At 73.5% G+C, this 25,181-nt stretch carries 13 protein-coding genes; 8 read left to right on the top strand and 5 right to left on the bottom strand.

All coding sequences use genetic code 11. The features are described from left to right. Positions 1 to 146: 146 nt before the first annotated feature. Positions 147 to 1,109 (bottom strand): hypothetical protein, encoded by a 963-nt coding sequence (locus VFZ92_RS22000; RefSeq protein ID WP_330877887.1) that lies wholly within the window; start codon positions 1,107 to 1,109, stop codon positions 147 to 149. On the opposite strand from VFZ92_RS22000, the gene VFZ92_RS21995 reads away from it, so the two are divergent. Next, positions 1,096 to 12,501 carry a hypothetical protein gene (locus tag VFZ92_RS21995; protein WP_330877886.1) on the top strand — a complete coding sequence of 3,802 codons (11,406 nt, stop codon included), beginning with the start codon at positions 1,096 to 1,098 and terminating at the stop codon, positions 12,499 to 12,501. The two genes, VFZ92_RS22000 and VFZ92_RS21995, sit on opposite strands and share 14 nt — an antisense overlap. A 322-nt stretch (positions 12,502 to 12,823) precedes the next feature. Here the strand turns inward: VFZ92_RS21995 and VFZ92_RS21990 are convergent, their stop codons facing one another. Beyond that, complete coding sequence (locus VFZ92_RS21990) at positions 12,824 to 13,264, bottom strand: hypothetical protein (RefSeq protein ID WP_330877885.1); 441 nt, start codon at positions 13,262 to 13,264, stop codon at positions 12,824 to 12,826. 765 nt (positions 13,265 to 14,029) lie between these two features. Between VFZ92_RS21990 and VFZ92_RS21985 the strand changes: the two genes are divergently transcribed. Both VFZ92_RS21985 and VFZ92_RS21980 read left to right on the top strand, forming a co-directional pair. Then, on the top strand, positions 14,030 to 15,076 hold the full coding sequence (locus VFZ92_RS21985) for a ParB/RepB/Spo0J family partition protein (protein ID WP_330877884.1): 1,047 nt from the start codon (positions 14,030 to 14,032) through the stop codon (positions 15,074 to 15,076). Between the two features lie 28 nt (positions 15,077 to 15,104). Beyond that, positions 15,105 to 15,524, top strand: coding sequence for a DUF6027 family protein (locus VFZ92_RS21980; RefSeq protein ID WP_330877883.1), 420 nt, complete (start codon positions 15,105 to 15,107; stop codon positions 15,522 to 15,524). Between the two features lie 6 nt (positions 15,525 to 15,530). Here the strand turns inward: VFZ92_RS21980 and VFZ92_RS21975 are convergent, their stop codons facing one another. After that, positions 15,531 to 16,832, bottom strand: coding sequence for an MFS transporter (locus VFZ92_RS21975; protein ID WP_330877882.1), 1,302 nt, complete (start codon positions 16,830 to 16,832; stop codon positions 15,531 to 15,533). A gap of 187 nt (positions 16,833 to 17,019) precedes the next feature. On the opposite strand from VFZ92_RS21975, the gene VFZ92_RS21970 reads away from it, so the two are divergent. Further along, complete coding sequence (locus VFZ92_RS21970; RefSeq protein WP_330877881.1) at positions 17,020 to 17,454, top strand: PPOX class F420-dependent oxidoreductase; 435 nt, start codon at positions 17,020 to 17,022, stop codon at positions 17,452 to 17,454. Then, entirely contained in the window at positions 17,451 to 18,584 is a 1,134-nt protein-coding gene (locus VFZ92_RS21965; RefSeq protein ID WP_330877880.1) for an aminotransferase class V-fold PLP-dependent enzyme, read from the top strand. The genes VFZ92_RS21970 and VFZ92_RS21965 overlap by 4 nt, the downstream gene beginning before the upstream one ends. A 6-nt stretch (positions 18,585 to 18,590) precedes the next feature. On the opposite strand, the gene VFZ92_RS21960 is transcribed toward VFZ92_RS21965, so the two are convergent. After that, positions 18,591 to 20,165: a pyridoxal phosphate-dependent aminotransferase gene (locus VFZ92_RS21960; RefSeq protein ID WP_330877879.1), complete on the bottom strand. Its 1,575-nt coding sequence runs from the start codon at positions 20,163 to 20,165 to the stop codon at positions 18,591 to 18,593. Between the two features lie 79 nt (positions 20,166 to 20,244). Between VFZ92_RS21960 and VFZ92_RS21955 the strand changes: the two genes are divergently transcribed. From VFZ92_RS21955 to VFZ92_RS21945, 3 genes are all read left to right on the top strand, one after another. After that, positions 20,245 to 21,117 (top strand): aminoglycoside phosphotransferase family protein, encoded by an 873-nt coding sequence (locus VFZ92_RS21955; RefSeq protein ID WP_330877878.1) that lies wholly within the window; start codon positions 20,245 to 20,247, stop codon positions 21,115 to 21,117. Positions 21,118 to 21,182: 65 nt separating this feature from the next. Next, the gene (locus tag VFZ92_RS21950) at positions 21,183 to 22,079 is read left to right on the top strand and encodes a TauD/TfdA family dioxygenase (RefSeq protein ID WP_330877877.1); all 897 of its coding nucleotides are present in this window, start codon (positions 21,183 to 21,185) and stop codon (positions 22,077 to 22,079) included. Between the two features lie 34 nt (positions 22,080 to 22,113). Continuing rightward, complete coding sequence (locus tag VFZ92_RS21945) at positions 22,114 to 23,745, top strand: alkaline phosphatase family protein (RefSeq protein ID WP_330877876.1); 1,632 nt, start codon at positions 22,114 to 22,116, stop codon at positions 23,743 to 23,745. On the opposite strand, the gene VFZ92_RS21940 is transcribed toward VFZ92_RS21945, so the two are convergent. Then, complete coding sequence (locus tag VFZ92_RS21940; RefSeq protein ID WP_330877875.1) at positions 23,733 to 25,151, bottom strand: coproporphyrinogen-III oxidase family protein; 1,419 nt, start codon at positions 25,149 to 25,151, stop codon at positions 23,733 to 23,735. The two genes, VFZ92_RS21945 and VFZ92_RS21940, sit on opposite strands and share 13 nt — an antisense overlap. Positions 25,152 to 25,181 lie beyond the last annotated feature (30 nt).

The following is a 25,181-nucleotide window of genomic DNA, read 5'->3' as shown; positions in this document are numbered from 1 at the left end:
GCACCGGCCGACACCCAGCCGAAGCCCGCTGCCGAGCCCTCGCCGAAGCCGCTGGTCCCGCAACCGTCTCCGGCGGTCACCACCCCGAGCCCGGCCCCGCAGGTAGACACGCAGTCGCCAAAGGCAGCACCCCTGCCCGCAGCGACTCAGCCATCGCCCGCCCCGGTGCCCAACACGCCTCCGCCGACCACCGACACCCAGCCACCCAAGCCGGCCAGCGCCCCACCAGCGGCGACAGAAGCACCATCACCCAAGCCAGCCGCAGCCACCCCACCCTCCGCACCCGCCGCGTCCCCAGCTCCCGCTCCGACCACCCCGGCTCCGGCCCCAGCCACCCCGAGCCCCGCGCCCGCCGCTACTCCGGCACCCGCCGCTGCTCCGGCACCCGCTTCTGCACCTGCGACGCCGATTGCCGCGCAGCAGGTGCCCAGCAGTCCGCCGGTCAGCGCCCAACCTGCTCCGGCGGCTCCTGTTGCCGCGCAACAGACGCCGAGCACCCCGCCGGTCAGCACCCAACCTGCCCCCGCTCCGGCACCCACTCCTGCCCCGACGACGTCGGCCGCTGCCCAGCAGACGCCGAACAGTCCGCCGGTGACAGCCCAGCCCACCCCCGCTCCGGCGACGCCGGTCGCCGCGCAGCAGGTGCCCAGCAGTCCGCCGGTCAGCACCCAACCTGCCCCGGCGGCTCCTGTTGCCGCGCAACAAACGCCGAACACCTCGCCGGTGACCACCCCACCCGCACCGGCCGCCAGTTCGCCCACCTCGGCGAACCCGCCCGCGCCCGCCCCGGCCACGCCTCCACCGACCACCCCCGTCGGAACCCCACCCGCCGACACGCAGTCCCCGAAGCAGACCCCGGCAACTCCCACCACCCAGCCGTCCCCGACCACCCCACCGGCCGGCACCCAACCCGCACCGAGCACCCCGGCACCGAGCACCCCGGCACCGAGCACCCCCGCACCCAAGCCGTCTGGCCCGTCGGCCACCGTCCACGACTTCCAGGACAGCCGCACCACCGACCCCACCCCGCCGAACGCCCCGAAGTTCCTCCAGAACATCCTCGGCACCACCCCGGCCCAGCCGCAGGTGGTCCCGATGCTGGTGGTCACCCCGACCACCCCGCCCACCAACACCCCAGCACCCTCACCCACCCCAGCACCCGCCCCCACCCCAACCCCGGCACCCACCCCGCCGCCCGTCCCCACACCGGTGCTGCCGTCGCGCGGCAACCTCCCCGCCTTCATCCAGCAGAACCAGGCCCTCGGCACCATCACCGCCTCCACCGTCAACGGCGGCGCGCGCGTCACGGCCGCGGTGAACGGGCTCCTGCCGTCGAGGCCGGGGGTGACGCCGGTCGGGGTGAACGACGTCGAGACGGCGCTGCACCAGAACTTCGAGTCGTTCCTCGACACCGGCCGCAAGTTCCCGATCAAGGTCGGCCGGAACTGGTACGAGGCGACGGTCAAGGCGACCCTCGGCCCGAGCACCGCGCTCACCGTGCCGGACACGAAGACCAAGGTCGACATGACCGTGAACAGCGGCAACGCGACCGCGCACACGGGCACGGCAGGCACGTCGGCCACGGTCGGCGTCGGCGGCGTGGTCTCCGCGGGTGTCGGGCCGTACGGTGCGGCGTCGGTCAGCGTGCCGCTGGGCAGGCCGGTCGAGTCCACCACGGCGGGCACGGCCACCACCGACCAGCGCGCCATCCGCTCCGGCGAGGGCTCGGTCGAGGCGGTCGTCCCGGTCACCTACACCGTGTCGCTGGCCGACGCGCGGAACAACCCGGTCGGCACGCCCGTCACCGTCGCGTCCACGCCCGCCTCGCCGGTCGACGTGACGCTGCACATCCCCGACGACCTCTCCACCATGACACCGCCCGCCGTGGCGCCGACGCCGGTCGTCCCGGCCAACGGCTGGGGCGCGGCGCTGGAGCACCCGGCGCCGGAGGCCGTGGTCGACCTCGACACCGACCTGGCGTTCGCGACCGTCGCGGCGCAGCTGCACCCGTCGATCACCCGGCTCGGCGCGCCCGGCCGCACCGCGCTGCGGAACTTCCTCGACCCGACGACGATCCGCGACAACCTCGGCCCGGCGCTCAACGGCTGGGTCGTGTCGCCGGACCTGGTCAGCCCGCACGGCAGCCGCGCGGGCGTGGTGCGGATGAGGGCCACCCCGGTCAGCGCGGAACTGGTCGGCACCAACCCGACCACGGTGCTGCGCCTGCACGAGTCGACCGCGACGAGCACCGGTCTGTCCTCGTCCACCAAGAGCGGGTTCGACGTCACCGTGGGCGTCGGCGGCGGCGCGGTCGCGCCCACCCAGGTCGGCGGCACGGCGGGCGTCACCGCCGGGTACTCGGCGAGGACCACCGAGTCGTCCCACGCGGGCACCGGTTCGTCGGTGAGGACCGGCGTCCAGATCAAGGGCGACACCGGCCTCTACAAGGTCACCGTGAACCTGGAGGTCCAGACCCCGCACGGGGCGACGATCACCGTGCCCGCCACGAGCTACGTGCGGCTGGGCGTGCCCGAGGCGAGCAGCGCGGGTCTCCAGGTGCCGCCCGGCACCTCGCCGGACCTGACCACCCCGACCCCCACCCCGCGCTTCGCCCCGCCGTACCTGGCGGCGGCCGCCGCGGCGGGCAACGTCAAGGTCGGCCAGTTCGCGCCCGCCAACCAGGTGCAGGGCCAGGTCGAGGACGCGCTGCGCGGCCTGCCCGGCTTCGACAGCTTCCTGCCGAGCTTCGCCGACCCGAACAGCGCCCCGCGCGACACCGGGCGGAACGCCTCCGACCTCGCCGACCAGATGGCCAACCAGCGCAAGCTGACCACGGAGCTGTCGCCGACCGCGCTGAAGTCCCAGATGGACAGCCTGCTCGGACCGGGCGTGCAGGTCCGGTTGAAGAAGCAGGGCCTGGCGACCAACGAGTACGTCAACGTCACGGTCAAGGCCAGGCTCACCAACCCCGTGCACCTCGGCCAGGCCGACGCCCGCAACGTCCGCGGCGCCGCGTCCACCGGCCCCAGGCTGGACAGCTCCACCACCACGCAGAAGGGCTGGAGCGCGGGCGTCGAGGGCAAGGTCGTCATCCCCTCGACCACGGGGAGCACCAGCGCGAGCCCGGCGCCCGCCGCGGGCGCGAAGTACACCAGCTCCACCTCGACGAAGAACGCCGCGGGCCCGACGGTCAGCAGCACCGCCCTGAACGTCGGCAGCCCGAACTCCCAGCTGTTCCAGCACGACGTGGCGTTCGACGTCGAGGTCACGAAGTTCACCCAGAACCGCTCGTGGGTCAAGCGGGTCACGCCCGGCTCGCCGTTCCTGAAGGTCCCGGAGCCCACCACCGTCGCGAAGACCGCGGGCGGGCCCGCGCCCGCGAACGCCGTCGCGCTGCCCGCGATCACCGGCACGGTCAACCTCTGGGTGTCCGACAGCTCCGCCATGACGTCCGACCCGGCCGTGTTCGCCCCCGGCGCGGCCACCGTGGCCGCCGCACCGCCGAACACCACCATCAGCACGGTGCTCACCTCGCCGAAGCCCGCGGTCGAACCGTGGCTGCACGTCGAGGCCGTCGCCAACACCGAGGCGGTGCGCAACCAGGCCATCGCGGCGCTCAACACCGCGGCGGGCGGCGATTCGGCGCTGGGCGTGCCGGGCACCGACGCCCGCAACCGCATCGACAAGCTGTTCAGCCCGGAGAGCATCAAGGCCAACCTGCGCACGCTGGTGGACAAGGGCGTGACCGAGGGCGGGATGAGGTACGGCCGCCGGGTCGCCGACCGCACCGGCGCCGTCGGCGTGTCGGTGTCGCTGAACAACCCGAAGCTGGTGTCCATCTCGGACGACACCGGCACGGAGAACGCCAGCACCGGCGGTGCCAAGGCCGGGGACGGCAAGACCGGCGCCCGGTCGGTCGACCTCACCGCGGGCGTCAACACGCCGATGAAGCCCGCGACCGGCGCGACCGGGTCGGGCGCGATCGGCGCCACCGCGAAGTGGACGCCGTGGTCGACGTCGTCCACCGAGGCCACCGAGATCGGCGGCAGCGTCGACCGCAACCGGGTCACCCCGGCGGGCGGGCGCACCGTGCTCGTCCAGCTCGACGCCGACGTCACCGTCGTGGGGGAGAGCCGCTCGGGCAACACCCTCTACGGGGGCACACCCCGCAGCTCGGCCTCCGTCGTCACGCTGCCGGGCGGCGTCTTCGTCCGGGTGAGCGAGGACACCGCGCGCGGCATGGGGCTGCTGCCCCCGCTGCCCGCCCACACCACGCCGCCGATGGGCGCGATGACCCCGCCCGCGACGCTGAAGCCCGGCGAGCCGGGCGCGCTCGGCCTCGGCCTGGTCGAGTCGGTGCCGAACCTGTCGGGCCTGGTGCCCGAGCTGAGGACCAACCTCGGCGCGCTCGGCACCGACCTGATGCCGCCGTCGGTCCTCAAGGACTCGATGAACAACCTCCAGCGCCTCACCGACCTCACGTCGGACGCGAGCGTGAAGGCGTTGGTGGACAGCGCGCTCGACGGCGGTGTGCCGCTGCTGGTCCACGACCCCGGCGTGTTCGGCAAGGACACCTACCAGGTGACCCTGAAGGCGACGCTGGGCACGCCCGCGTTCGACGGTGTCGTCAACGACGGCGTCGAGATGGAGCACACCACCACCGGCACCGCCAAGTTCTCCCAGGGACAGGGCAGGGGCACGGGCTGGAGCGTCGGTCTCAGGGTCCCCGGCAGCGGTCTGCCCGCGACCGGGAACCCGAACCTGTCCGGTTCCGCGGGTGCCGTGGCATCGGCCACCCTCGGCCAGGCGCACTCGAACTCCACGACCGGCTCGACCACCGAGCAGGTCGGCCACCTGCGCGCGGGCAGCGGTCCCGCTGTCAGGTACACCGTGCCGGTCACCTTCGAACTGGTGGTGGAGAAGGGGAACCAGGTCGTCGGCCGCGCCACCAGCGGCCCGCCGCAGGACATGTCCGTGCGGGTGCTCGCGGACAACCAGAAGGTCGCGGGCGCGACGCCCGCGAACACGGCGGCGTTCGCCCCGACCACCACGCCGCGCCCGGCCGCGCAGGGCGCCCCCGCCACGGCGAACGCCTGGCAGGCCAACCCCAGCCCGGCGACCCCGACCGCCGCCCCCGCCGTGCTCCCGCCGTCCGCGTCGGTGGAGAACCTGCGCGGCGCGCAGGCGCTGCGGGAGGCCGCGGTCAGCGCGCTGACCGCGGCGGGCGCGAACCGGGGCATCACCGGCAAGGGCACCGGCTCCATGAACGCCCTGCACTCCGCGCTCAGCTCGGAGTCGTTGCAGCCCAACCTGCCCGGCATGCTCACGGGTGCGCTGGAGGTGCCCGGCCTGCACGAGGCCGCGTTGACCGCGAGCACGCACGCCGACGTGAAGGTCTACGCCAAGCTGGTCAACCCCCGGCTCGAAGGCCTCAGCGACGGCGTCAACCTGGAGAACCCCAGGACCACCGTCACCACGACCTCCAGCGAGTCCAAGCACAGCGAGACCGGCGACGTCTCCTTCGGCGCGGCCTCCGGCGGCGTGTCGTCGAAGAACCCCGACGTGGGCTTCTCCACCGGCGGCGTCGAGGGCAGGCACGCGAGCGAGGACAGCTCCGCCACCTCCGGCGGCGCGACCGACAACAGGGTCGCCAACCTCAAGCCGCAGGGCCGTTCCGGCCTGGTCACCTACGACGTCGAGTACCGGGTCGTGGCCGACCTCGGCGGCGGGCGCGTCGGCGTGGTCGACCTCCAGGTGCCCGCCGCGGCCCGCGTGCGGATGCCCGCGCCCGAGGTGGAGACCGCGCTCGGCAAGCCGCTGCCGCCCGCGCTGGACACCGCGCAGACCGGGGTGAAGGACGCGGCGGCGGCCTGGCGCGCCGCGGAGGTCGCCTCCGACGCCGTCCGGCACGCCACCGACGAGACGATCAACCGGCTGGCCCCCGACCTGGCCACCGCGAACGCCGACGTCGCCACCCGGCAGGGCGCCGCGACCACCGCGGACGACAACCTCACCGCGGTCCGCGACAGCCTGCCCGCTCTCCGGGCGAACGCGGACACCGCGGCGCGGGCCGTCGCGGACGCGGCCACCGAGGTGGCCACCCTGGCCGAGGCCAGGGGTGCCGCGACCGCCCGTGCCGACCTCGCCGCCGCGGCCCGTGCCGACGCCGACGCCGCCGTGACCGCGCACACCGCCGCGGTCGCCGACCTCACCGCGGAGGTCGGTGCCGCCACAGCCGCCGTCACCGACGCGAACGCCAGGGCCGCCGCCGCCCAGACGGCGCTCGACACCCACCTGAACGCCCCGCGCCCCGCCCCGGTCGAGGGGCAACTGGCCCAGCCCGACCCGGTCGGCCCCCGACTGGCGGGCGAACTGTCGGACGCCACGATCGAGCTGACCACCGAACGGGGACGGCTCAACGGCCTCACCACGGCGCTGACCGAGGCCAGGGGCGAGCTCGACCAGGCCGTGGTCGACCAGGGCCTGGCCGTCGCCGAGGTGAACGCCGCGGCCGTCGCCGTCGCGGAGGCCGACACCGACCACGCCACCGCCGTGACCGACCTCGACACCGCGCGGAACACCCTCGACACCGAGAACGGCAGGCTCCGGACCGCGAAGGACGAGGCCCAGCGGTTGCAGGACCTGCTCGACCTGGCGAACGCCGACCTCGACACCGCGGTCGGCGCCCAGCAGGACGTCGCCGACCGGATCGCCAAGGCCGAGCAGGAACTGGAACGGGCCAGGAACGCCGCCGACGCCCGGCAGCAGGCGTGGTGGGACGCCAAGACCGGCGTCGACCAGCAGGTCGAGGCGTTCAACACCCCCGCACCGCCGGTGGCGGGCGGCTCCACCCCGCCCCCCGCGCCGCCGAGCGGTGGCGCGCCGCCGGTCCCGACCGCCACCCCGTCGCCGTCCGCGGCACCCGCGCCCGCCCCGCGCGGCCCGTCACCGGAGCGGTCGTTCGACTTCGCACCCGGTACGACGGCGCTGAACCCGGAGCAGTCGGCCACCGTCGACGCGCTCGCCGCCGACCTCGCCGAGTCCGCGGGCAAGCGCGCCGACCGCGGCTACCTGCCGCCCGTGGTCGAGGTGTCCGGCGCGAACGCCCCCGCGGTCAAGGCCGCGCTGGACGCGACGCTCGCCGGGGCGGTCGACGTCGCGATCGCCGAGGGCGGCCGTCCCGACGGCGCCGACGTCCACGTGGACTGGGACCTGGAGCGCCCCGAGGGCTACGTGCCGCCCGAGGCGCCGAAGTCGGTCAAGGTCACCGACACGGTCATCACGGCCTCCGGCCCGCGGGCCCCGCACCCGATCCTGTCCGACCAGTCCTGGCGGCACAGCGACGCCCCGAGCGCCGACTGGTCGCGCCCGAGCAACCCCGTGTCCTCCCAGGACGTCCTCGCCGCCAGGGCCGGCGCACCGGTCCGCACCGTGCGGTCCGAGGACGGCGGCCTGCTCAGCACGAGCACGATCGCACCGGGCAAGGTCGACTTCACGGCGTGGCGCGGCCCGATCGCCTACGACAGGCGCAGCGTCGACGTCGACGGCGTGACGGTGCAGGACTTCACCGTCAAGGTGTTCCTCGACCCGTCGAGCACCGCGACCCCGGCCCAGGTCGACGCGGTCAAGGCGCGCACGGTCGCGGGCGTCGAATCGGTGTTCAACCAGGGCCACCGGCTGCCCGGCGGCGACCAGCTCCACGTCACCGTCGAGTTCACCGCCAACCCCGCCGACGCCCACGGCCACATCGCCATCACCGGCCCCGACGGCCGCGCCAACCAGCTCAACTGGCCCGTGGACACCGATCCGAGGCGGCTCGCGCACGAGGTCGGCCACTTCCTCGGCCTCCAGGACGAGTACCGCGAGACCGGTGCGGCCAAGCCGATCTTCCAGCACCAGGACGGCAAGGGCCGCGTCGTCGCCGACAACGGCCCCATGACCGCGGGCATCGACTCGCCGACCATGGAGATCAAGCCGCGCAACCTGTGGCTGATCGAGACCCGCGCCGACGCGCTCGCCTCGCCCAACGCCGCGCCGCCGTCGGCGTCCTACGACTCGCCGCTGGCGCCGCCCAACGCCCCGTCGCCCGACGGGGCGAAGGTGACGCGGGCGCAGGAGGACGCGCTGAACGTGCAGGGCGGCTACGCCTTCGACGTCGGGGCCGTCGACACGCGCACCAGCCTCGTCGAGTCGATCGCCGTGACGCTGGCGCCGAACTCGCCGGACGCCCGGCAGGCCTTGGTGGACGAGGTGAACGCCGTGACGTCGTCGGCGACGATCGCCGACGTGGCGGCGGCGGCCGGGGTGCGCGTGCACGTGCTGGGAACGGACGGGGGGTTCACCTCGCACGGCCCGATCACCGGCCTCCCGGTGCACGTGGTCGAGAACGGCGTCACGGGCGACGGCGCGCGCTACCACGCGACCAAGGAGAACGTCCACATCGGACGCCCCGGTGTGTCCTACCCCGGTCCGACCACGATCCGGCACGAGGGCGTGCTGAAGACGGTCAACCGCGGCGAGTTCGAGATCGAGACGATCGCGGGCCGCCACCAGGTCCGGATCTACACGGCGGTCGTCAACCCCCAGACGATCACCCCGGACGCCGACGGCAAGCCGACGTCGCAGTGGAAGGACATCCAGCAGGACCCCAAGACCGGTGACCTGACCTTCTCCACGGGCAAGGGCGACGGCCCGCTGTGGGCGGGCGCCGGTCGTCCGCAGCGGGCGTTGCAGTGGCTGACGAAGTACGAGCACACCGACGGCGGCAAGCCCGACCTCCAGAACCCCTCGATCATCAAGCGCCCCGTGCTCCGGTCGTTCCTGGTCCCGCTGGACACGTTCAACAAGATCACCACCGAGACGAAGATCGAGGGCGTCGCCGGACCGACGGTGAACGTCGACCAGCGCGGCGAGCCCAACCAGTTCGGCATCGGCGGCGACCACCTCGCCGAGCTGATCAAGAACGCCGAACCCGGTTCGCTGACCAGCTACCCGGCCAACCCCACGGCCGGGTTCGCCCACGAGTCGCTGGCGGGCCGCGTCACGCCCCTCACCGAGATGAAGGGCAAGGTGGGCCTGAGCCCGGACTTCCGCAGCGACGCCGTCGGCAAGGCCTACGACCCGTGGTTCACCTGGAAGCAGGAGTCCGACGGCTCGTGGAAGTTCGACGGCTTCCGCAACGACGCGCACGGGCTGCACGACATGGCCACCCGGTTGCGCGAGCACGACGTCACCTGGCAGCAGGTCAAGCAGGGCGCCGCGAACCGCACCGACGACGCGCGGATCGAGCCCGACCACGAGTCCATCCCCAACCCCCGTCCCGGTTCCGAGGCCGCGGGGCCGAAGGACCTCGGCTTCGACGCCCGCGTCCAGCGCCTCAACCAGTTCCTCAACGAGGTGGGACCGGCGTCGGTCAACGTCCGCAAGATCACCGACGACGTCCTGTCCACCGGCCCCGCCGCGCTGCGCACCCACCTCGCGGGCAACGGCGTCCCGTCCGTCGACCAGGCCGCCTACCAGCGGGCGCTCGACCAGACCGTCTCCGACGCCGCCAGGGACGCCGCGAAGAACGTCGACGCCGCCGTCAAGCAGGTCAAGGGACCGGTCCAGGACAAGGCGGAGCTGCGAACCCTCATCCGCGACGGGTTCAGGGCGAAGAGCGGGCCCCAGCGGGACTTCACCGCCGAGGTGGCGGACCGGATCGCGACCGACTTCGCCGCGAAGGTCAGGGCGCACCCGAGCCTGGCGCTGCTCGACGACGCCAGCCGAGGGCGGATCGCCGACCAGCTGCGCGTCGACATGGACGCCGCGGTCCGCCAGGAACTCGGCAACCTCGACGGGTTGGACGCCCTCGCGAAGGGCGGCAAGAAGGGCGGCTGGCTCAGCGGTCCCCGTGGCGCGGAGTTCGGCAGGCAGGTGGCCGCGAACATGGCCGCGCGCCCCGCGCCGACCGCGCAGGTGGCCATCGACCCCGACCTGCTGGCGACCGTGGCGGAGAACAAGGTGCTCAAGCCGGTCGTCACCGGCGCGCTCGACGCCTTCACCGGGCAGGACCTCCTCACCAGCAGCCCGGACGACCTCAAGTCCGTGGTGTCCGCGGAGGTGCTGCCCGCGCTGTCGAACGACATCGGGACCGCGCTGCGCACGGACCCCGCGCTGGCACTGGCAGACCAGTCGTTCCGCGACACGATGGCCAACGCCGTGGCGAACAACGCCCGCGCCCGCGCGGGCCTCGCCCTGGCCACGTTCACGTTCGACCGCGTCGACCCGGCCGAGGTCGACGCGCTCATGGCCAGGGTGCCCGAGATCGCCACCCAGGCGGAGATCGGCGCGCTCGTCGCCGCCGACTCCGACCGCGCCGCGTTGGACTTCAACACCAGGACCGAGGGCGCGGACCCGTTCCTCAACTCCTACTTCCAGTGGAACGCCGAGCGCGGCCAGGTGTTCGACGCGCAGCGCGCGGCGGGGGACGACCTCAGCGCGAGCATCAACGCTCCCGACCGGGACCCGCACGCCGTCGTCGACCAGCTGATCGCGCGGTTCGGCGAGCTGGACCGGAAGTTCGACGAGGTCGCCACCGCTCCGCAGCTCACGCCGGGACGCGCGGCGGGCCACACCACGCCGTTCACCTTCTACGAGCACTCGCAGATGGTGCTGGGGCAGTACTTCAAGCTCACCGCCGCGGAGGACGCGGACGCCCGGCTCATCCCGGTCGACGCGCTGGCCAAGGCGATCCTGTTCCACGACATCGAGAAGAACAACGCGAAGAACCAGTTCGGCGACGGCCAGGGCAGGCACGACCGCGAGCCCGAGCACAAGCTCGCCGTCGAGATGATGGACCGCTACCGCGGCCTGTGGGCCAACCAGCGCGAGTTCGCCGCCGCGAGGGCGATCGTGGACTCCGACCCGTTCGGCTTCCACCTGCGCGGCAAGATCACCGCGGACGAGGCGTTCATCTTCATCCACGACCTCGCGGGCAAGGTCGACGGCACGAACCCGGACAACCCGAGGAAGCTCTTCGACGAGTTCCACCAGTACTACCAGGCCGACTTCTCGTCCTACACGCCCGACAGCACGTACGTCGACCGCGACGGGGCCACCAGGAAGGGCCCGAACGCGTTCACCGACCGCTTCCAGCGGGGGGCGGACGGCATCGAGCTGACGGGCGACGGGAGGCACTTCCAGTACGCCGGGAACCACGACGTGGCGCGGAGGATGCGCGACCTGGCCGCGATGTTCGCCGACCCGGCCACCGTCGCCGAGCACCACGCGCGCATCACCGGCCAGGACGTGGCGGCGCCGAACGCGCCCGCCCGCGCCGACGCCGAGGCGTACCCGCGGCCGCCCCACGCGCCCGCCACCGAGCGGGTCGCCGTCCCGGAGGACGCGGACCCGGTGGTGGTGACCGCCGAGGCCCGGCGGGTGATGGCGGACATCACCGAGAAGTACGGCATCGAGGTCGACTCCACCGCGGGTGCCTCCGCGGTCAAGGAGTCCCACCCCGGTACGAGCCGGGCCAACCTGGACAAGGTCACGGCCCGCGGGTGGGACCCCAGGGAGCTCAAGGGGCTCCAGGACGCCCTGGCCCACTACGAGCCGATCCTCGGCGCGGCACGGGAGAGCTCCACCCGCGCGGGCCACCCGCAGGAGCTGACCACCGTCGGCGCGGTCAGCCGGGCCATCAGGGGCACGTCACCGTTCCTGCTGGCCACCGGCGAGTACATCGCCTCGCACACCACGGTCACCCTCTACCCGATGGCCGTGGTCGGGAACTCCTTCGGCGGCGGCGCCGGGGAGGTCGAGGCGACGGCGACCCGCGAGCTGGCGCACGGTCTGCTCCAGTACGCGCTCCCGGAGTACACCGCGAGGTTCGGCACCCGGGACACCGACGGCAAGCCGGTGCTCGCCGCGGGCGCCGAGCCGCCGCACCAGAACACGAGGAACGCGGCGGACGACTTCAAGGAGTCCATCGAGTCGCACGTCCTGGGCGTCTCCACCTTCGCCGGGACCGCGCCCGAGCACGCCGCGGCCATCGCCGACCTCGCGGCCCGGCACCCCGACGTCTTCGAGCGGCGGGGCGTGGAGCCGGCCGAGGCGAGGGCCGAGCGCATCGCCGCGGCGCTGTCGGCCGAGCTGGCGGACTTCAGCGCCAGGGTGGGCACGTGGACGCCCGACGGCGGGCCCGACTTCGCGGGTGAGCCGCCCACCACGGGCTACGGCGCCACCAACCCGGACGAGGACCTGGCCGAGACCGCGATGGTCTACTTCCTCGACCCGGACCGCCTGAGGGCTCAGGCGCCGCAGCGCTTCGCGTTCCTCGACGGCCTCGTGGCGGGCTGGCGACCCGACACCGGTCCGGCGGCCCAGCCGCCCGACGTCCCCGCGCGGTCGCCGTGGACCGCGCCCTCCCCGGTGGACCCGGTGCCGTCGCTGGTGAGGGACGACGACGGCCGGACCAGGTCCATCACCGGCGACCTGTTCAGCGAGCCCGCCACCGTGTGACCCGCCGGGTTCGCCCCGGACCACGGCGCGGGGCCGGGGACCGGTCCTCCGTGGACCGGGCCCGCCGAGCTGCCACCGCTCCCGCTCGGCGTCGGGCACCTGTTCCCGGTACAGGGCAAGGGCTTCCGGCCAGGCTTCGCGGGCGTGGTCGTGCTGGCCGAGCGCGGCGCGCGGGTCGCCCGCGTCGCCCGCGTCGTCGAGGGTGTCGGCGACCTCGGCGGTCGGTCGTGCGTCCGGGGGCGGTCGGCGGGCTTGTTCGGTGTTCTCCGCGCGCGGGCGGGCGGTCGGTCGTTCGTGCGTCCGGGAGGGCCGGTCGGCGGGGTCAGCGGCGGCCGGTGGCCAGGACGACGAGGAACTGGCCGCCGCCCGCTTCGACGGTCGCGGTCACCGGCAGCCCCGGCACCAGGCGGGAGAACCGGTCCACCAGCCAGTCCGCGGCCTCGTGGGCGTCCTGTTCGGTGGGACAGCGGGCCACCATCTCGCGGCCCCCCTTGCGTTCCAGCCGTCCGGCGACGGTGATCAGCGGCGCGGGCTCGACGACGTGCAGGCGGTCCGGCCAGGCGATGACCACCTTGACCGCGCCCTTGCGGGTGTTGCACCCGCGGTGCGCGAGCCGTTCGGCGACCTTGGCCTTCCGGTCGGCGGTCCTGGCGTCGACGCTGGGCCCCCGTGCGTCGTTCACGGACATGTCGGGGTCGACCGGTTCGTCGCACACCCAGCACCGCCAGCCGTCGCGTTCGGCCACGTCGTCGAGGAGACTCACCGGAGCAAACTAGCCTGCCCGGTCGCGGTCCCCGCACCGGCCACCGGCTTCGGTGAACCGAAGAGCGTGTCCCACGGGCCAGGGGCCCTGGTCCTAAGCTGATCATGTGGTGGTGGCGGGTCGTACCCCCGAGCGGATCCCGGCAAACAGGAATTCACCGCTGGTGGTGAACTCCGGGTCGAGTGGAGCACGCGTCGCGTGGAATAGAGGGGTGCGGTCGGTGCGGCAAAGTCGGGCCGTCCGCTGAAGAAGTCGGGAAAGATGCCGAAAGTTCATGGTGCCTCCGCGAATAACGGGCAAGTCATTGCGGATTGCTGGACGTCTGCGAATCGATACCCATCTGCGGATGTGTCTGAGGTTCGTGGCCTTGGCCGGGGCGGCACTCTCGCGACTCTGCCGTGAAGCGTTACTTCGGTCGCGAATAGGAGTAAACCGCTGTCCGCCGTTCGGCTTATTGCCTGCATTGGTCAAGTCGCTATGCTCGGGACTTGGATAAATTGGCTTACGAAGTGTCCGGGTAGTGCCTTGTGCAGGCTCGCGTATTTCTCTTGGTGGAGAATAAGTGATGAAACTGCTGTTCTCTTTAGTGTGCCTCCGGGCAGGGCCGTGAATCGATTGGCGATTCTTGGGAGGTCGCCGCGGGCGCCCCGGAAGCACCGTCCGCCCCAGGCCCCCGCCGCACCCGCGTGACCCCGCCGCCGAGCCGCCCGTCCGTGTCCGGTTCGGACCGTCGCACACCGTCACGCACGTCGAGCGGGAGTTCAGATGACACACGCGGGAAGGACGTCCAGGCCGAGCGGGAAGGCGTTCCGGGGGACGGGGAGCACCAGACCGGGCACGCTGCACGCGGCCACCGTCGTGCCGATCGAGTCGCTGGTCGTCGCGGGTTCACCGAGGTCGGCGGGTGAGGACACCGAGCACGCCAGGGTGCTGTCGGAGGTGCAGGCAGACCTGCCGCCCATCGTGGTGGACAAGCGGACCATGCGGGTGATCGACGGCGTGCACCGCCTGAGAGCCGCCCAGATGCAGGGGCGCCACGAGATCGAGGTGTGCTTCTTCGAGGGCGGGGAGTGCGACGCGTTCGTCCTGGCCGTGTCGGAGAACGTCTCGCACGGACTGCCGTTGACGCTGGCCGACCGGAAGGCAGCGGCGTCGCGCATCATGGGGTTCCGGCCGGAGTGGTCGGACCGGGCCATCGCGCTCGTGGCCGGTCTGTCGGCCACGACCGTGGCCGCGCTGCGGCGCCGTCCAACCGCTCGCGTCGCGCAGTTGGACAGCAGGATCGGCCGGGACGGCAGGGTGCGGCCGGTGGACGGGGCCGAGGGAAGGCAGGCGGCGTCCGCCTTCATCGAGGACCACCCCGAGGCCTCCCTGCGGGAGATCGCTCGCTACGCCGCCATCTCGCCGGAGACCGCGCGCGACGTGCGAGACCGGCTCCGGCGCGGGGAGGATCCCCTGCTGCCCAGGCAGCGCGACCCGCGTCCGCGGGTGAGCGGCGCCCCCGCGGTGGGACGCGACGCCGCGCCGCGGCGGGTGACCCCGGCCGAGCAGTCGCTGCTGCTGGAGAGCCTCCGCAGGGACCCGTCGCTGCGGCTCAACGACGTCGGCAGGACCTTGCTGCGGCTGCTCAGCACGCACAGCATCGACCAGCAGGAGTGGGCGTGGCTGACCGAGGGCGTTCCGGCGCACTGCGTGGACCGCGTGATCGCGGTGGCCCGCGAGTGCGCCTACTCGTGGGGCGACTTCGTGGCCAACCTGGAGCGGTTGGCCGAGGACCTGGCCAACCGCGGCGAATCCGACCGCACCGGATGAGCGCACGACGCACGGGAGGCGGTCCGCCGTGACCGGGGTGGAGGACTGGGACGGGGACGAGCCCGTGGTGCGCTTGCGCCGCTGGCGGGCCACGTGGCCCGACGACGACCCGCACGCCAACTTCAAGGCCGAGGTCGTCTCGTACGGGCTGCTCGATCCGCTCACGACGGTGCGCGGGATGTCGGAGAACCTCGACATCCCGGTCGGTGCCATCGCCCGCTACGTGCTGGCGAAGTGGGCCACCGGCGGGAGCGGGGGACTGCTGGAACTCGGCCCGGTGATGGTGCACAGGCTGTGGGAACCCGTCGCCGCGGCCGAGGCCGAGGACAGCGACGAGCGCAGGCTGGCCGCCTACCACCAGCTCCGGCAGATGCTGTCGTGGCTGAGGCTGCCGCTGGAGGACCCGACGGTGTACCCGGCGCAGGACGCGGGTGCCGAGGCGGGCTGACACCCCTCAGCCGACGGTCGACCCCGCGACCTCCCTGTCCCGCACCGGTTCGCCCGCCGCTGTGGCCGCGGGCGCCAGCAGCACGGCGAGGCAGGCGGTGCACGCGATGCCGATGAACAGCGCCGCGACCGGCCAGGAGCCCTCCACCCCGCCGACGAGCGCGGTGGCCACGAGCGGGACGAAGCTGGAGGCCGTCGCGCCCACCTGGTAGGTCACCGCGATGGCGGAGTAGCGGGTGTCGGCGGGGAACCGGTCGACCAGGAACGCCGCCAGGCAGCCGTACGCCGCGCCGTGGCCGACCGTCATCGCCAGCACGAACGTCAGCACGACGAGGAACGGGTCGTCGGAGGTCAGCCACGTCATCGCGGGCACGGCGGTCGCGGCGGTCACCAGGTAGCCGAAGACCATGACCGGCTTGCGGCCCACCCGGTCCGACAGCGCCGCGTAGAGCGGCACGGACACGCACTGCAACCCGGCGCCCACCACCAGGCCCGTGAGCGGCAGGGTGCTCCCGCCCGCGCTGTGGCCGGAGGCGAACGACAGCAGGTAGACGGTGTACACCGAGACCACCGACCCCACCCCGAGCGCCGCGAGGGCCCCGCACACCACGTGCCGCCACCGGGTGCGCAGCACGGTGAGCACCGGCACCCGCCTGATCCGGTCCGCGGCGCGGACGTCGGAGAACTCCGGGGTCTCCGCGATGCCGACGCGGACGTAGACGCCGAGCACGACGAGGACCACCGACAGCAGGAACGGCACCCGCCAGCCCCAGTCGAGCAGGTCGGCGCGCGGCAGCGTCGACACGGCGCCGAACACCACGGTGCTGGCCAGCAGACCGAGCGGGAAGCCGATCAGCGGCCCGCTGCTGTAGAGGCCGCGGCGGCCCCGCGGCGCGTTCTCCACGGCCAGCAGGACGCCCCCGCCCCACTCGCCCCCGATCCCGATGCCCTGGAGCACGCGCAGCACGACCAGCATGACCGGGGCCCACACGCCGACCTGCTCGTAGGTCGGCAGCAGGCCGATGCCGAACGTGGCCACGCCCATGATCAGCAGGGTGAGCACCAGCATGGACTTGCGGCCGACCCGGTCGCCGAAGTGGCCGACCACCAACCCGCCGAGCGGGCGGGCCACGAACCCGGCCGCGTACGTGGCGAACACCGCGAGCGTGCTCGCGGAGGTCGAGGTGGACGGGAAGAACAGCGGTCCGAGGACGAGCGCCGCCGCGGTGGAGTAGAGGTAGAAGTCGTACCACTCGATGGTGCTGCCGACCGTGCTGGCGATCAGCGCCCGCCGTGTGCTCGTCCGCATCGCCGCCATGGGGCCGCCTTCCCGGTCGTACCGGGCACCAGCATCAGCAGCGACCGGCCCCACCGTCAACGACCGTTGCCGGACAACGCCTTCCGGCCCGGTCGCGGGTGGACCGCCCGCGCCGCACCGGTTCGGTGACCGGTCCGCGAGGATCGACGTGCGGGGGGTGTTGGGCCATGCTCGGCGGATGACCTTCGTGCTCACGGCCGCGGCCCGCGCCCTCTTCGACGGGCCGAACTTCGCTGTGCTGTCCACCATCGGCCGCGACGGCAGCCCGCACTCCAGCGTGGTGTGGGTGGAGCGGGAAGTAGACCACCTGCTGCTCGCGACGGTCCAGGGCAGGCAGAAGGAACGCGACATCCGCCGCGACCCCAGGGTGAGCGTGACCGTCTTCGACCCCGCGCGGCCCTACCACTACGTCGAGGTCCGGGGTCTGGCGACCGTCGAGTTCACCGACGCCGACGCGCTCAACGACCGCCTCGCCAGGAAGTACACCGGCGAGGACTTCAAGTACCACCGACCGGGCCAGGTGCGGGTGGCCGTGCGGATCGAACCCGTCCACGCCACCGGGTCCGCGGTCCGGGCCGTCGCGCCGGAACCCACCGACACCGCGGCCCGATGAGGCAGGACGTGGACCCCTTCGCCCGCCTCGGCCTCCGCGCCGTGGTCAACGCCAGGGGCAGGTACACCACGCTCGGCGGCTCGCTGATGGCCGAGCGGGTCCTCGACGCGATGTCGGCCGCGGGACGGTCCTACGTGGACATGTTCGAGCTGCACCGGCGCGCGGGCGCCCGCATCGCCGAGCTGACCCGCAACGAGGCCGCCTACGTGTGCAACGGGTCCGCCGCCGGGCTGTTCCTGGCGACGCTCGCGTGCGCCACCGGCCCGGACGACGTGGCCATCGCGCGGCTGCCCGTCCTCGGCGACCGGGACGAGGTGGTCATCCACCGCTCGCACCGGATGCCGATGGACCCGGCGATCGAGCTGACCGGCGTGCGGCTGGTGGAGATCGGCAACGTCATGCGCACCGAGGCGGCCGAGCTGCGGGCGGCGTTGAGCGCCCGCACCGCGGCCGTCGTGTACATGGCGGGCGACTTCTTCGCGCAGGGGGCGCTCGGCCTGCGCGAGACCGTGGACATCGCGCACGAGGCCGGGGTGCCGGTGGTCGTCGACGCCGCGGCGCTGCTCCCGCCCGCGACGAACCTGTGGCACTTCACCGAGGAGGTCGGCGCGGACCTCGCCATCTTCAGCGGTGGCAAGGACCTCAGCGGTCCGCAGGCGTCCGGGATGATCCTCGGGCGGGCCGACCTCGTCGACGCGTGCTTCCGGCACGGCAGCCCGCACACCAGGCTGGCCCGCGCGATGAAGGTCGGCAAGGAGGAGATCGCCGGTCTGGTCGCCGCGCTGGAGCTGTACCTGGAGACCGACCACGACGAGCGCCTCGAACGGATGGACGCCGTGGTCGCGACGTGGGTGGACCGGCTCGGAGCGCTGCCCGGCGTGCGCGCCGAGCGCTCCTTCCCCAACTCGATGGGACAACCCGTGCCCAGGGCCGTCCTGGAGGTGGACCCCGCGACGGCGGGCCTCGACGCGCGCGAGCTGGCGCGGCGCCTCGCCGACGGCGAACCGTCGGTGCTCGTCCGGATCCGCCCGCACGAGCGGCGGATCTTCCTCAGCCCGGACACGCTCGACGACGACGAGGCCCGGCTGGTCGTCGATCGGATCAGCGCCCTCGTCACCGGGCGGGGGTGAGGGCGGTCAGCCCCGCGTGAGCGACCGGAGCGCGTGGATCGCCGCGGTGAGGCCGCCTGGCTCGCCCGCGGTGGACACGCGGACCCAGCCGCCGTTCAGGCACCCGTTGAGGATCGCCGGGTAGACGGCCACGCACGCGCCCGCGAGGGCCTCGCGGAACCACAGGTACCCGTCGTCGCAGCCGTGCGGCCGCACCGCGATGTTGATCGAGTGGGTCGGCCGCACCACGTCGAAGTCCAGGGACAGCAGGGCTTCCGCCGCCCGGTCGCGCTGCACCACCAGCGCCCGGTCCCGGCGCTCCCGGTCGGACAGGTACGAGCGGTGGGCGCGCCCGAGCGACTCCGCGGTGAGCCCGTAGGTCCGCTCGAACTCGGCGAGCTCCACCCGGCCGACGCCGTCCAGCCCCTCGACGCGCCAGCGCTCCATCCGCGCCATGACCTCGATCAGCAGGTAGAAGACGGAGGCCGGGCTGCCGTAGCTGGTGGAGGCGTACTCGTAGAACTCGTCGACGAAGTCCCGCCCCGCCACCAGCCAGCCGAGCTTGAGCCCCGGCGTGGACAGCGACTTGGACAGGCTCACCACCCGCACGACCCGCGGATCGGCGCGCAGCGCGCTGCGCCGCACGGGACCGAGGCACTCGTGCGCCTCGTCGAGCACGATCGTCGTGTGCGGACCCGCGGCCCGGATCAGCCGTTCCAGCTCCTCCTCCGCCACGGCCGTGCCCGTCGGGTTGGTGACGGTCTGGAGCAGCACCAGCGGTGTCGCGGGCGTGAGCTGCTCGATGAGCGGTCGCAACGAGGTGCCGCCGCCGGAGGCGCACACCAGCGGCACGAGCCGCACCGGGGACCGCCTGGCCACCGCCTCCATGAGCGGCGGGTAGTTGGGCAGCCCGCACAGCGCGGGCGCGGTCTCCTCGGGGCGGTGCGCGGTCGAGGAGGCCAGCACGAAGTCGGCCACCGCGCTCACCCCGAACGTCCCGCCGAGGGTGAGGCAGACGTTGCCGACGTCGTAGGGGCTCCCGGCCACGGTCGCGTTCTCGAACGCCGCGATGGCCTCCCGGCTCGCCCGCCTGCCGCGCGAGTCGGAGTAGCCGTACCAGTCGCGGTCCAGCGCGTAGGACAGGCACGAGCGCAGCGTCGCGGGCAGGCCGAAGCACGTCTCGTCCACCGAGCCAGACGACAGGATCAGGTGCCGGTCCGAGCGCAGCCGTCCGTAGAGGTCGTCGCGGAAGTAGGAGTTGAACAGCTCCTTGACGAAGCGCACGGTCGTCCGCGACCCGAGCACCTCCTCTGCCGTCACCGTCCTCTGTGGTCTGCTGCTCCGCCAGAGGTCCGCGACCCCGCGGCGCCCGCCCGCCACCTCGGCCTCCACCCTGGAGAGGAAGAGGTCGCGCAGCGCCAGGGGATCGGTGGGGTCGGACACCCTGCCGTAGAGGTCGAGCAGCCGGTCGCCGACGGCCGGGTCGAGGTCGTGGCCGCCACCGGGGACGTGCGCCGCGACGGGCGGCGACGGGAACGGCACGGCGGTGGTCTCGGGCAGCCGCGCGAAGAGCGCGGTCGGAGGCAGGACTTCCGCCGTCACGTGGCAGCCTCCCCGACGAAGTGGCCGATACGCCGTGGGACACTATCCGGGTTGCCGGTTTTCCAGGAGTGGGGAGCACATGGGCGCCGACACCGTTCCCGTCCACGTCCGCGAGTGGGCGGCGCGGGAGTTCGGCCCCGTGTCGTCGTGGCGGCGGGTCGAAGGGGGCTACAGCGCGGCCACGCGGTTCGTCGTGACCACCGGGGCGGGTCGCTCGGTGTTCGTCAAGGCCGCCAGCGACGAGATGACGGCCGGGTGGCTGCGGCGCGAGCACGAGACCCTGTCCGGGTTCTCGGCTCCGTTCGCGCCCGCGCTCCTCGGCTGGTCCGACGGCCCGCTCCCGCTGCTCGTGCTGGAGGACCTCAGCGCGGGGGAGTGGCCCCCGCCCTGGCGCGCCGGTCTGGTCGGCGAGGTCGTGGGGCTGCTGGCCGAGCTGCACGCCCGCCGCGCGCCCGCGCACCTGCCGCGACTCGTCGACGACCGCGACGTCGCCGACGGCTGGGAGGTGGTCTCGGCGGACCCGGAACCCCTGCTGGGACTGGGGATCGTGGACCGCGACTGGCTGGCGGACTCGCTCGACGTGCTCAGGGCCGCCGCGGCGGCGGCTCCCCTGGACGGTGGTTCGCCGCTGCACTGCGACGTCCGCAGCGACAACGTCGTCCACCTCGACGGCCGCACCGTGCTGATCGACTGGGACCGCTGCGCGGTCGGGAACCCGTTGTTCGACCTGGCTTTCTGGGCGCCCAGCCTGCACGTGGAGGGCGGCCCGGAGCCGGAGCGCGTGGTGGGCCGGGCACCGGAGCTGGCCTCGCTGGTCGCCGGGTTCTTCGCCGCCCGCGCGTGGCGACCGCCCCCGCACCCCGGCAGCACCGTGCGCGAACTCCAGGTGGCGCAGCTGCGTTCCGCCCTGCCCTGGGCCGCGCGGGAGCTGGGTCTCGCCCCGCCCCGGTGACCTTGTCGGGACGTCGCGGCGTTCGTAAGCTCCACCGGGCGGGAACCAGGAGCGGAGGAATGGCGATGACCCGGTCCTCGAAGCGGTGTGCGGGCACCTTCCTGGCCGCGGACGACGCCCTCCTGCGAGCCCGCCGCGCGGAGGTCCTGGACCACCCGCGCTGGTACCCCGAACCGGAGTGGCTCCGCTCCTACGCGGTTCCCGCCGCGGACCTGGTGAACGACGAGGCCGTGGTCGAGGGCGTAGCGGGCGCGCTCGACGCGTTCGGCGCGGTCGAGATCGACGTCGACCGTCCACTCACGACGGACGAGTTCGTCTCCTTCGGGTGGCGGCTGGGGCGGCCGATGCCCGAGACGGCACCGGACGTGCGGCCCTACGTCGAGCGGGACGTGGTGCTGAACCTGGTCGCCGAGCACGGCGTCGTCGCCGACACGGGTTTGCAGCCGTTCTCCGAGACGGCGCTGGCGCTGCACACCGAGAGCAGCGGCAAACCCGCGCCCGACCAACCGCGCCACCTGGTGTTCCAGTGCCTGAGCGCGCCCGAACCCGACCGCGGGGCCCAGACGCTGGTGGTGTCCGGGACGCGGGTCCACGACGCGCTCGACGGGGCGGAGCGCGACGTCCTGGAGCACTGCCGCTACGACCTCGACCCGCCGGGCCCGCCGATCCTGCGGGAGCTGTCGGGCCGTCCCTGCTTCTCCTTCCGCGACTTCGCGGACGAACCCCTGCACTGGGTCCACGACGCCGCCGCCGAGGTCGACCCCGAGCGGGTCAACTCCGCGTTCCGCGCGCTGACCGCCGCCCTGTACGACGTCGGGGCGGTGCGCGGGATCCACTGGCGGCCCAACACGGTCCTGGTGCTGGACAACACCTTCGGCTTCCACGGGCGTTCCGCGGGAGCGGGTGGCCGACCACCCGCCGAGCGCAGGCACCTGATGCGCCTGCGGATCCTGGCCTCCTGAAGCGCAACCGTCGACAGAGTGGGAGGACGCCGAGGTGTCCGCTGCAAGGGTCGCACCCCAGCTCGCCGTCGTGGGTCTGGACGGCGTGTCGTTCAACGTCCTCATGCCGATGGTCGACAGGGGTGTCCTGCCGAACTTCCGCAGGCTGCTCGACCTCGGCGCGCACGGCCCGCTGGTGTCGACCGTGCCGTGGCAGACCCCGGTGGCGTGGACGTCGATGGCGACCGGCGTGAACCCCGGTGGGCACGGCGTGTACGGCTGGTGGAACCCCGACCTGCGCTCGGGGGAACTGGTGCCCGCGAGCGGCGCGCGGGTCGAGCGCGCCCGGTACTGGGAGGTGCTCTCCGGCACGGGCGTCGTCGTCGGCGTCGTCAACGTGCCCATGAGCTACCCGGCCAGGCCGGTCCGCGGATTCACCATCGCGGGGCTCGACTGCCCGTCGTCGGCCCCCGAGGACGACCCCCTGCTCGCCTACCCGCGTGGCGTGCTCGACGAGGTCGCCCAGCCGACACCGGACGGCGTCCGGCGCTACCGGGTGATGCCGGAGCGACTCGACGGCGAGGACACCCTCGCGGCGGCGGCGCGGTGGACGGAGGTCGAGCGCCACCGCGCCGACTCCTTCTTCGCGCTGGTCGACCGCTACCGGCCGGGGTTCGTGCAGCTGAACCTCTTCGCGACCGACCACATCGCGCACCGGACCCGGCCGGGAGACCCGGCTCGCGACCTGGCCTACCGCAGCGCCGACGAGTTCCTCGGCCGTTTCCTGGACCTGTACCCCGAGACCGACGTGCTCGTGGTGTCCGACCACGGCTCCTGCCCGATCGACGACTTCCTCATGGTGCACAACTTCCTGCGGGAGCTGGGCGTCCTGCACTTCGGCCCGTGGCTCGCCGACGAGCAGGTGCCCGTCGTCCTCGGTCCCGACGCGTCGGCGCGGGAGTGCGCGCGGCTGGTGGAGCGGTTGCGCCGCGAGGGGCGGGCGTTCCGCGCGGAGCTGTTCGAGCGCCACCGCGACCGCTTCCCCGGCGCGAACGTGGGGTTCTCCACGATCGACTGGGACCGGACCAGCGTCTTCTGCACCTCCGACTACGGCCAGCTGCGGATCAACCGGGAGCGCGGCGCGGGCGCGGTCGTCTCGGACGCGGAGCACGCGCGGCTGCTGGACCGGCTCACCACCGCGTACCTGGACCTGCGCCGTCCCTCCGGGGAACCGCTGGTGGAGCGCGTGCTCCGCCGCGACGAGCTGTACCGCGGCCCCCACGCGGCGGCGGGCCCCGACCTCACCCCGGTACCGGCGGCGACCGACGTGTACTTCTGCCAGGTCTACAGCTTCTACGGCGCGGGGGAGGATCGGCTGGTCGCCCCGATCGGCGACGTCGTCGACCCCGCGCGCACGGGGTGCGCGGGCGACCACCACGCGGAGGGGATCCTGATCGCCGCGGGACCGCGGATCACCGCACGGGGTCGGCTCGCCGAGTCGTCCGTGCTCGACATCGCACCCACCGTGCTGGACCTGTTCGGGGTGGATCCGCTGCCCGAGCACGAGGGCGTGGTGCTGGCGGACCTGCGGGGGCACGACCGGCCGGGGACGGGCGCGAGCGAGCCGGTGGACGAGCAGACCGAGGGGCTGCGGCTGCGGCTGATGTCGTTGGGCTACCGGATCTGAGTGTCGTCGGTGGGGCGGTGGGGTCGGGTCGTGGCGAGGGGGAAGTACTGGTTGGCCTGCTTGGAGCGTCCGATGGACAGGTGCCGGTCGAACAGGGTGCGCTGGGTGGGGGAGTGGAACTCGCCGCAGACGTCGTCGCCGAAGGGAGCGGCGTCCGTCCGCAGGCGCAGCAGGCTGCCCAGTGACGTCACCGCGCCCAGGTCCAGCAGGTCGCCCAGGAACGGGAAGTCCGCGAGGGGGTCGGAGCCGAACTCCGCGCGGTAGTCGTCCACGTCGAACTGCAACTCCAGGAAGCTCGACACCCCGAACGCGCGCCGGTCCTCCTCCGGTGACGGCGTCGACCGGCCCACCACCGGCAGCTCGCCCGCCTCCACCCGCGCCGTCCACGCCCGCAGGTCGAGTTCGTTCATCACCGCCGAGCCGCCGACGTAGCCGTAGGCACCGGGCCCCACGGGCACGATGTCGAACGACACCCCGGCACTGCGCCGGTTGTAGCGGTGCAGGCCCCCTGGGCGGTGGAAGTTGCGCACCCGCTGGTGCGCGTACCCGTGGTCGAACAGCGTCCGCCGGGTCGCCTCCAGCCACCTCCGCTTGTCGTCGTCGCTCTCGGCGAACGACGTCTTCGCGGCCCTGGCCGCGAGCGGCGTCCCGGCGGCGACCTCCAGCGCGTTGAACGAGATCATGCCCGGCTGCCAGGCGAGCGCCCGTGCCACGTCCTCCAGGTGCTGGTCGAGCCGCTGGCCGGGGATGTTGGCCATCAGGTCGATGTTGACGTTGCGCAACCCGGCGTCGCGCGCCATCGCCAGCGCGGCGTCCGCCTGCTCGGCGGTGTGGTGACCGCCCATGGCGGCCGAGACCTCCGCGTTCCAGGTCTGCACGCCCAGGCTGATCCGGGTGGCCCCGGCCGCGCGCACGGCGGCCAGCTTCTCCTCGGTCGCGTCGCGCGGGTACCACTCCACGGTGATCTCGGGCAGGTCGACGAACGGCATGATCCCGCGGATGCCCGTCAGCAGGTCGTGCAGCTGCTCCGCCGACAGCACGCTCGGCGACCCGCCTCCGACGAAGACCGCCTCCACCGGACCGGCCGCCCGGTCGCCGCCGACCAGGTCCTGCCAGAGCCGCAGCTGCGCCAACGCCGTCCTGACGTAGCGGCTCGCCGCGTCGTCCACGTGGTGGCCGGGGTAGAACCGGCAGAAGTCGCAGCGCTGGGCGCAGAACGGGACGTGGACGTAGACCAGCCCGGTCCGGGCGCGCGACGTCCGGCGCGGCCGGTACTCGGCGGCGAACCGCCCCGGCTCGACGCGCCGCGACGGCAGTGGGTAGAAGCCGACCGGTCTCACCCGCTCCGGGTACCGCCGCCGCAGCGCCGTCGTCAGCTCGTCCGCGTCGTGGTCGCCGATCCGCACCGGTGCGCTCCCATCGTCGTCGGAACCGCC

It is taken from the genome of Umezawaea sp. (assembly GCF_036375055.1).
Taxonomy (GTDB): Bacteria; Actinomycetota; Actinomycetes; order Mycobacteriales; family Pseudonocardiaceae; genus Umezawaea.
The sequence above is the reverse complement of the archived record's forward strand: the minus strand, read 5'-3'. Positions and strand labels throughout refer to the sequence as shown.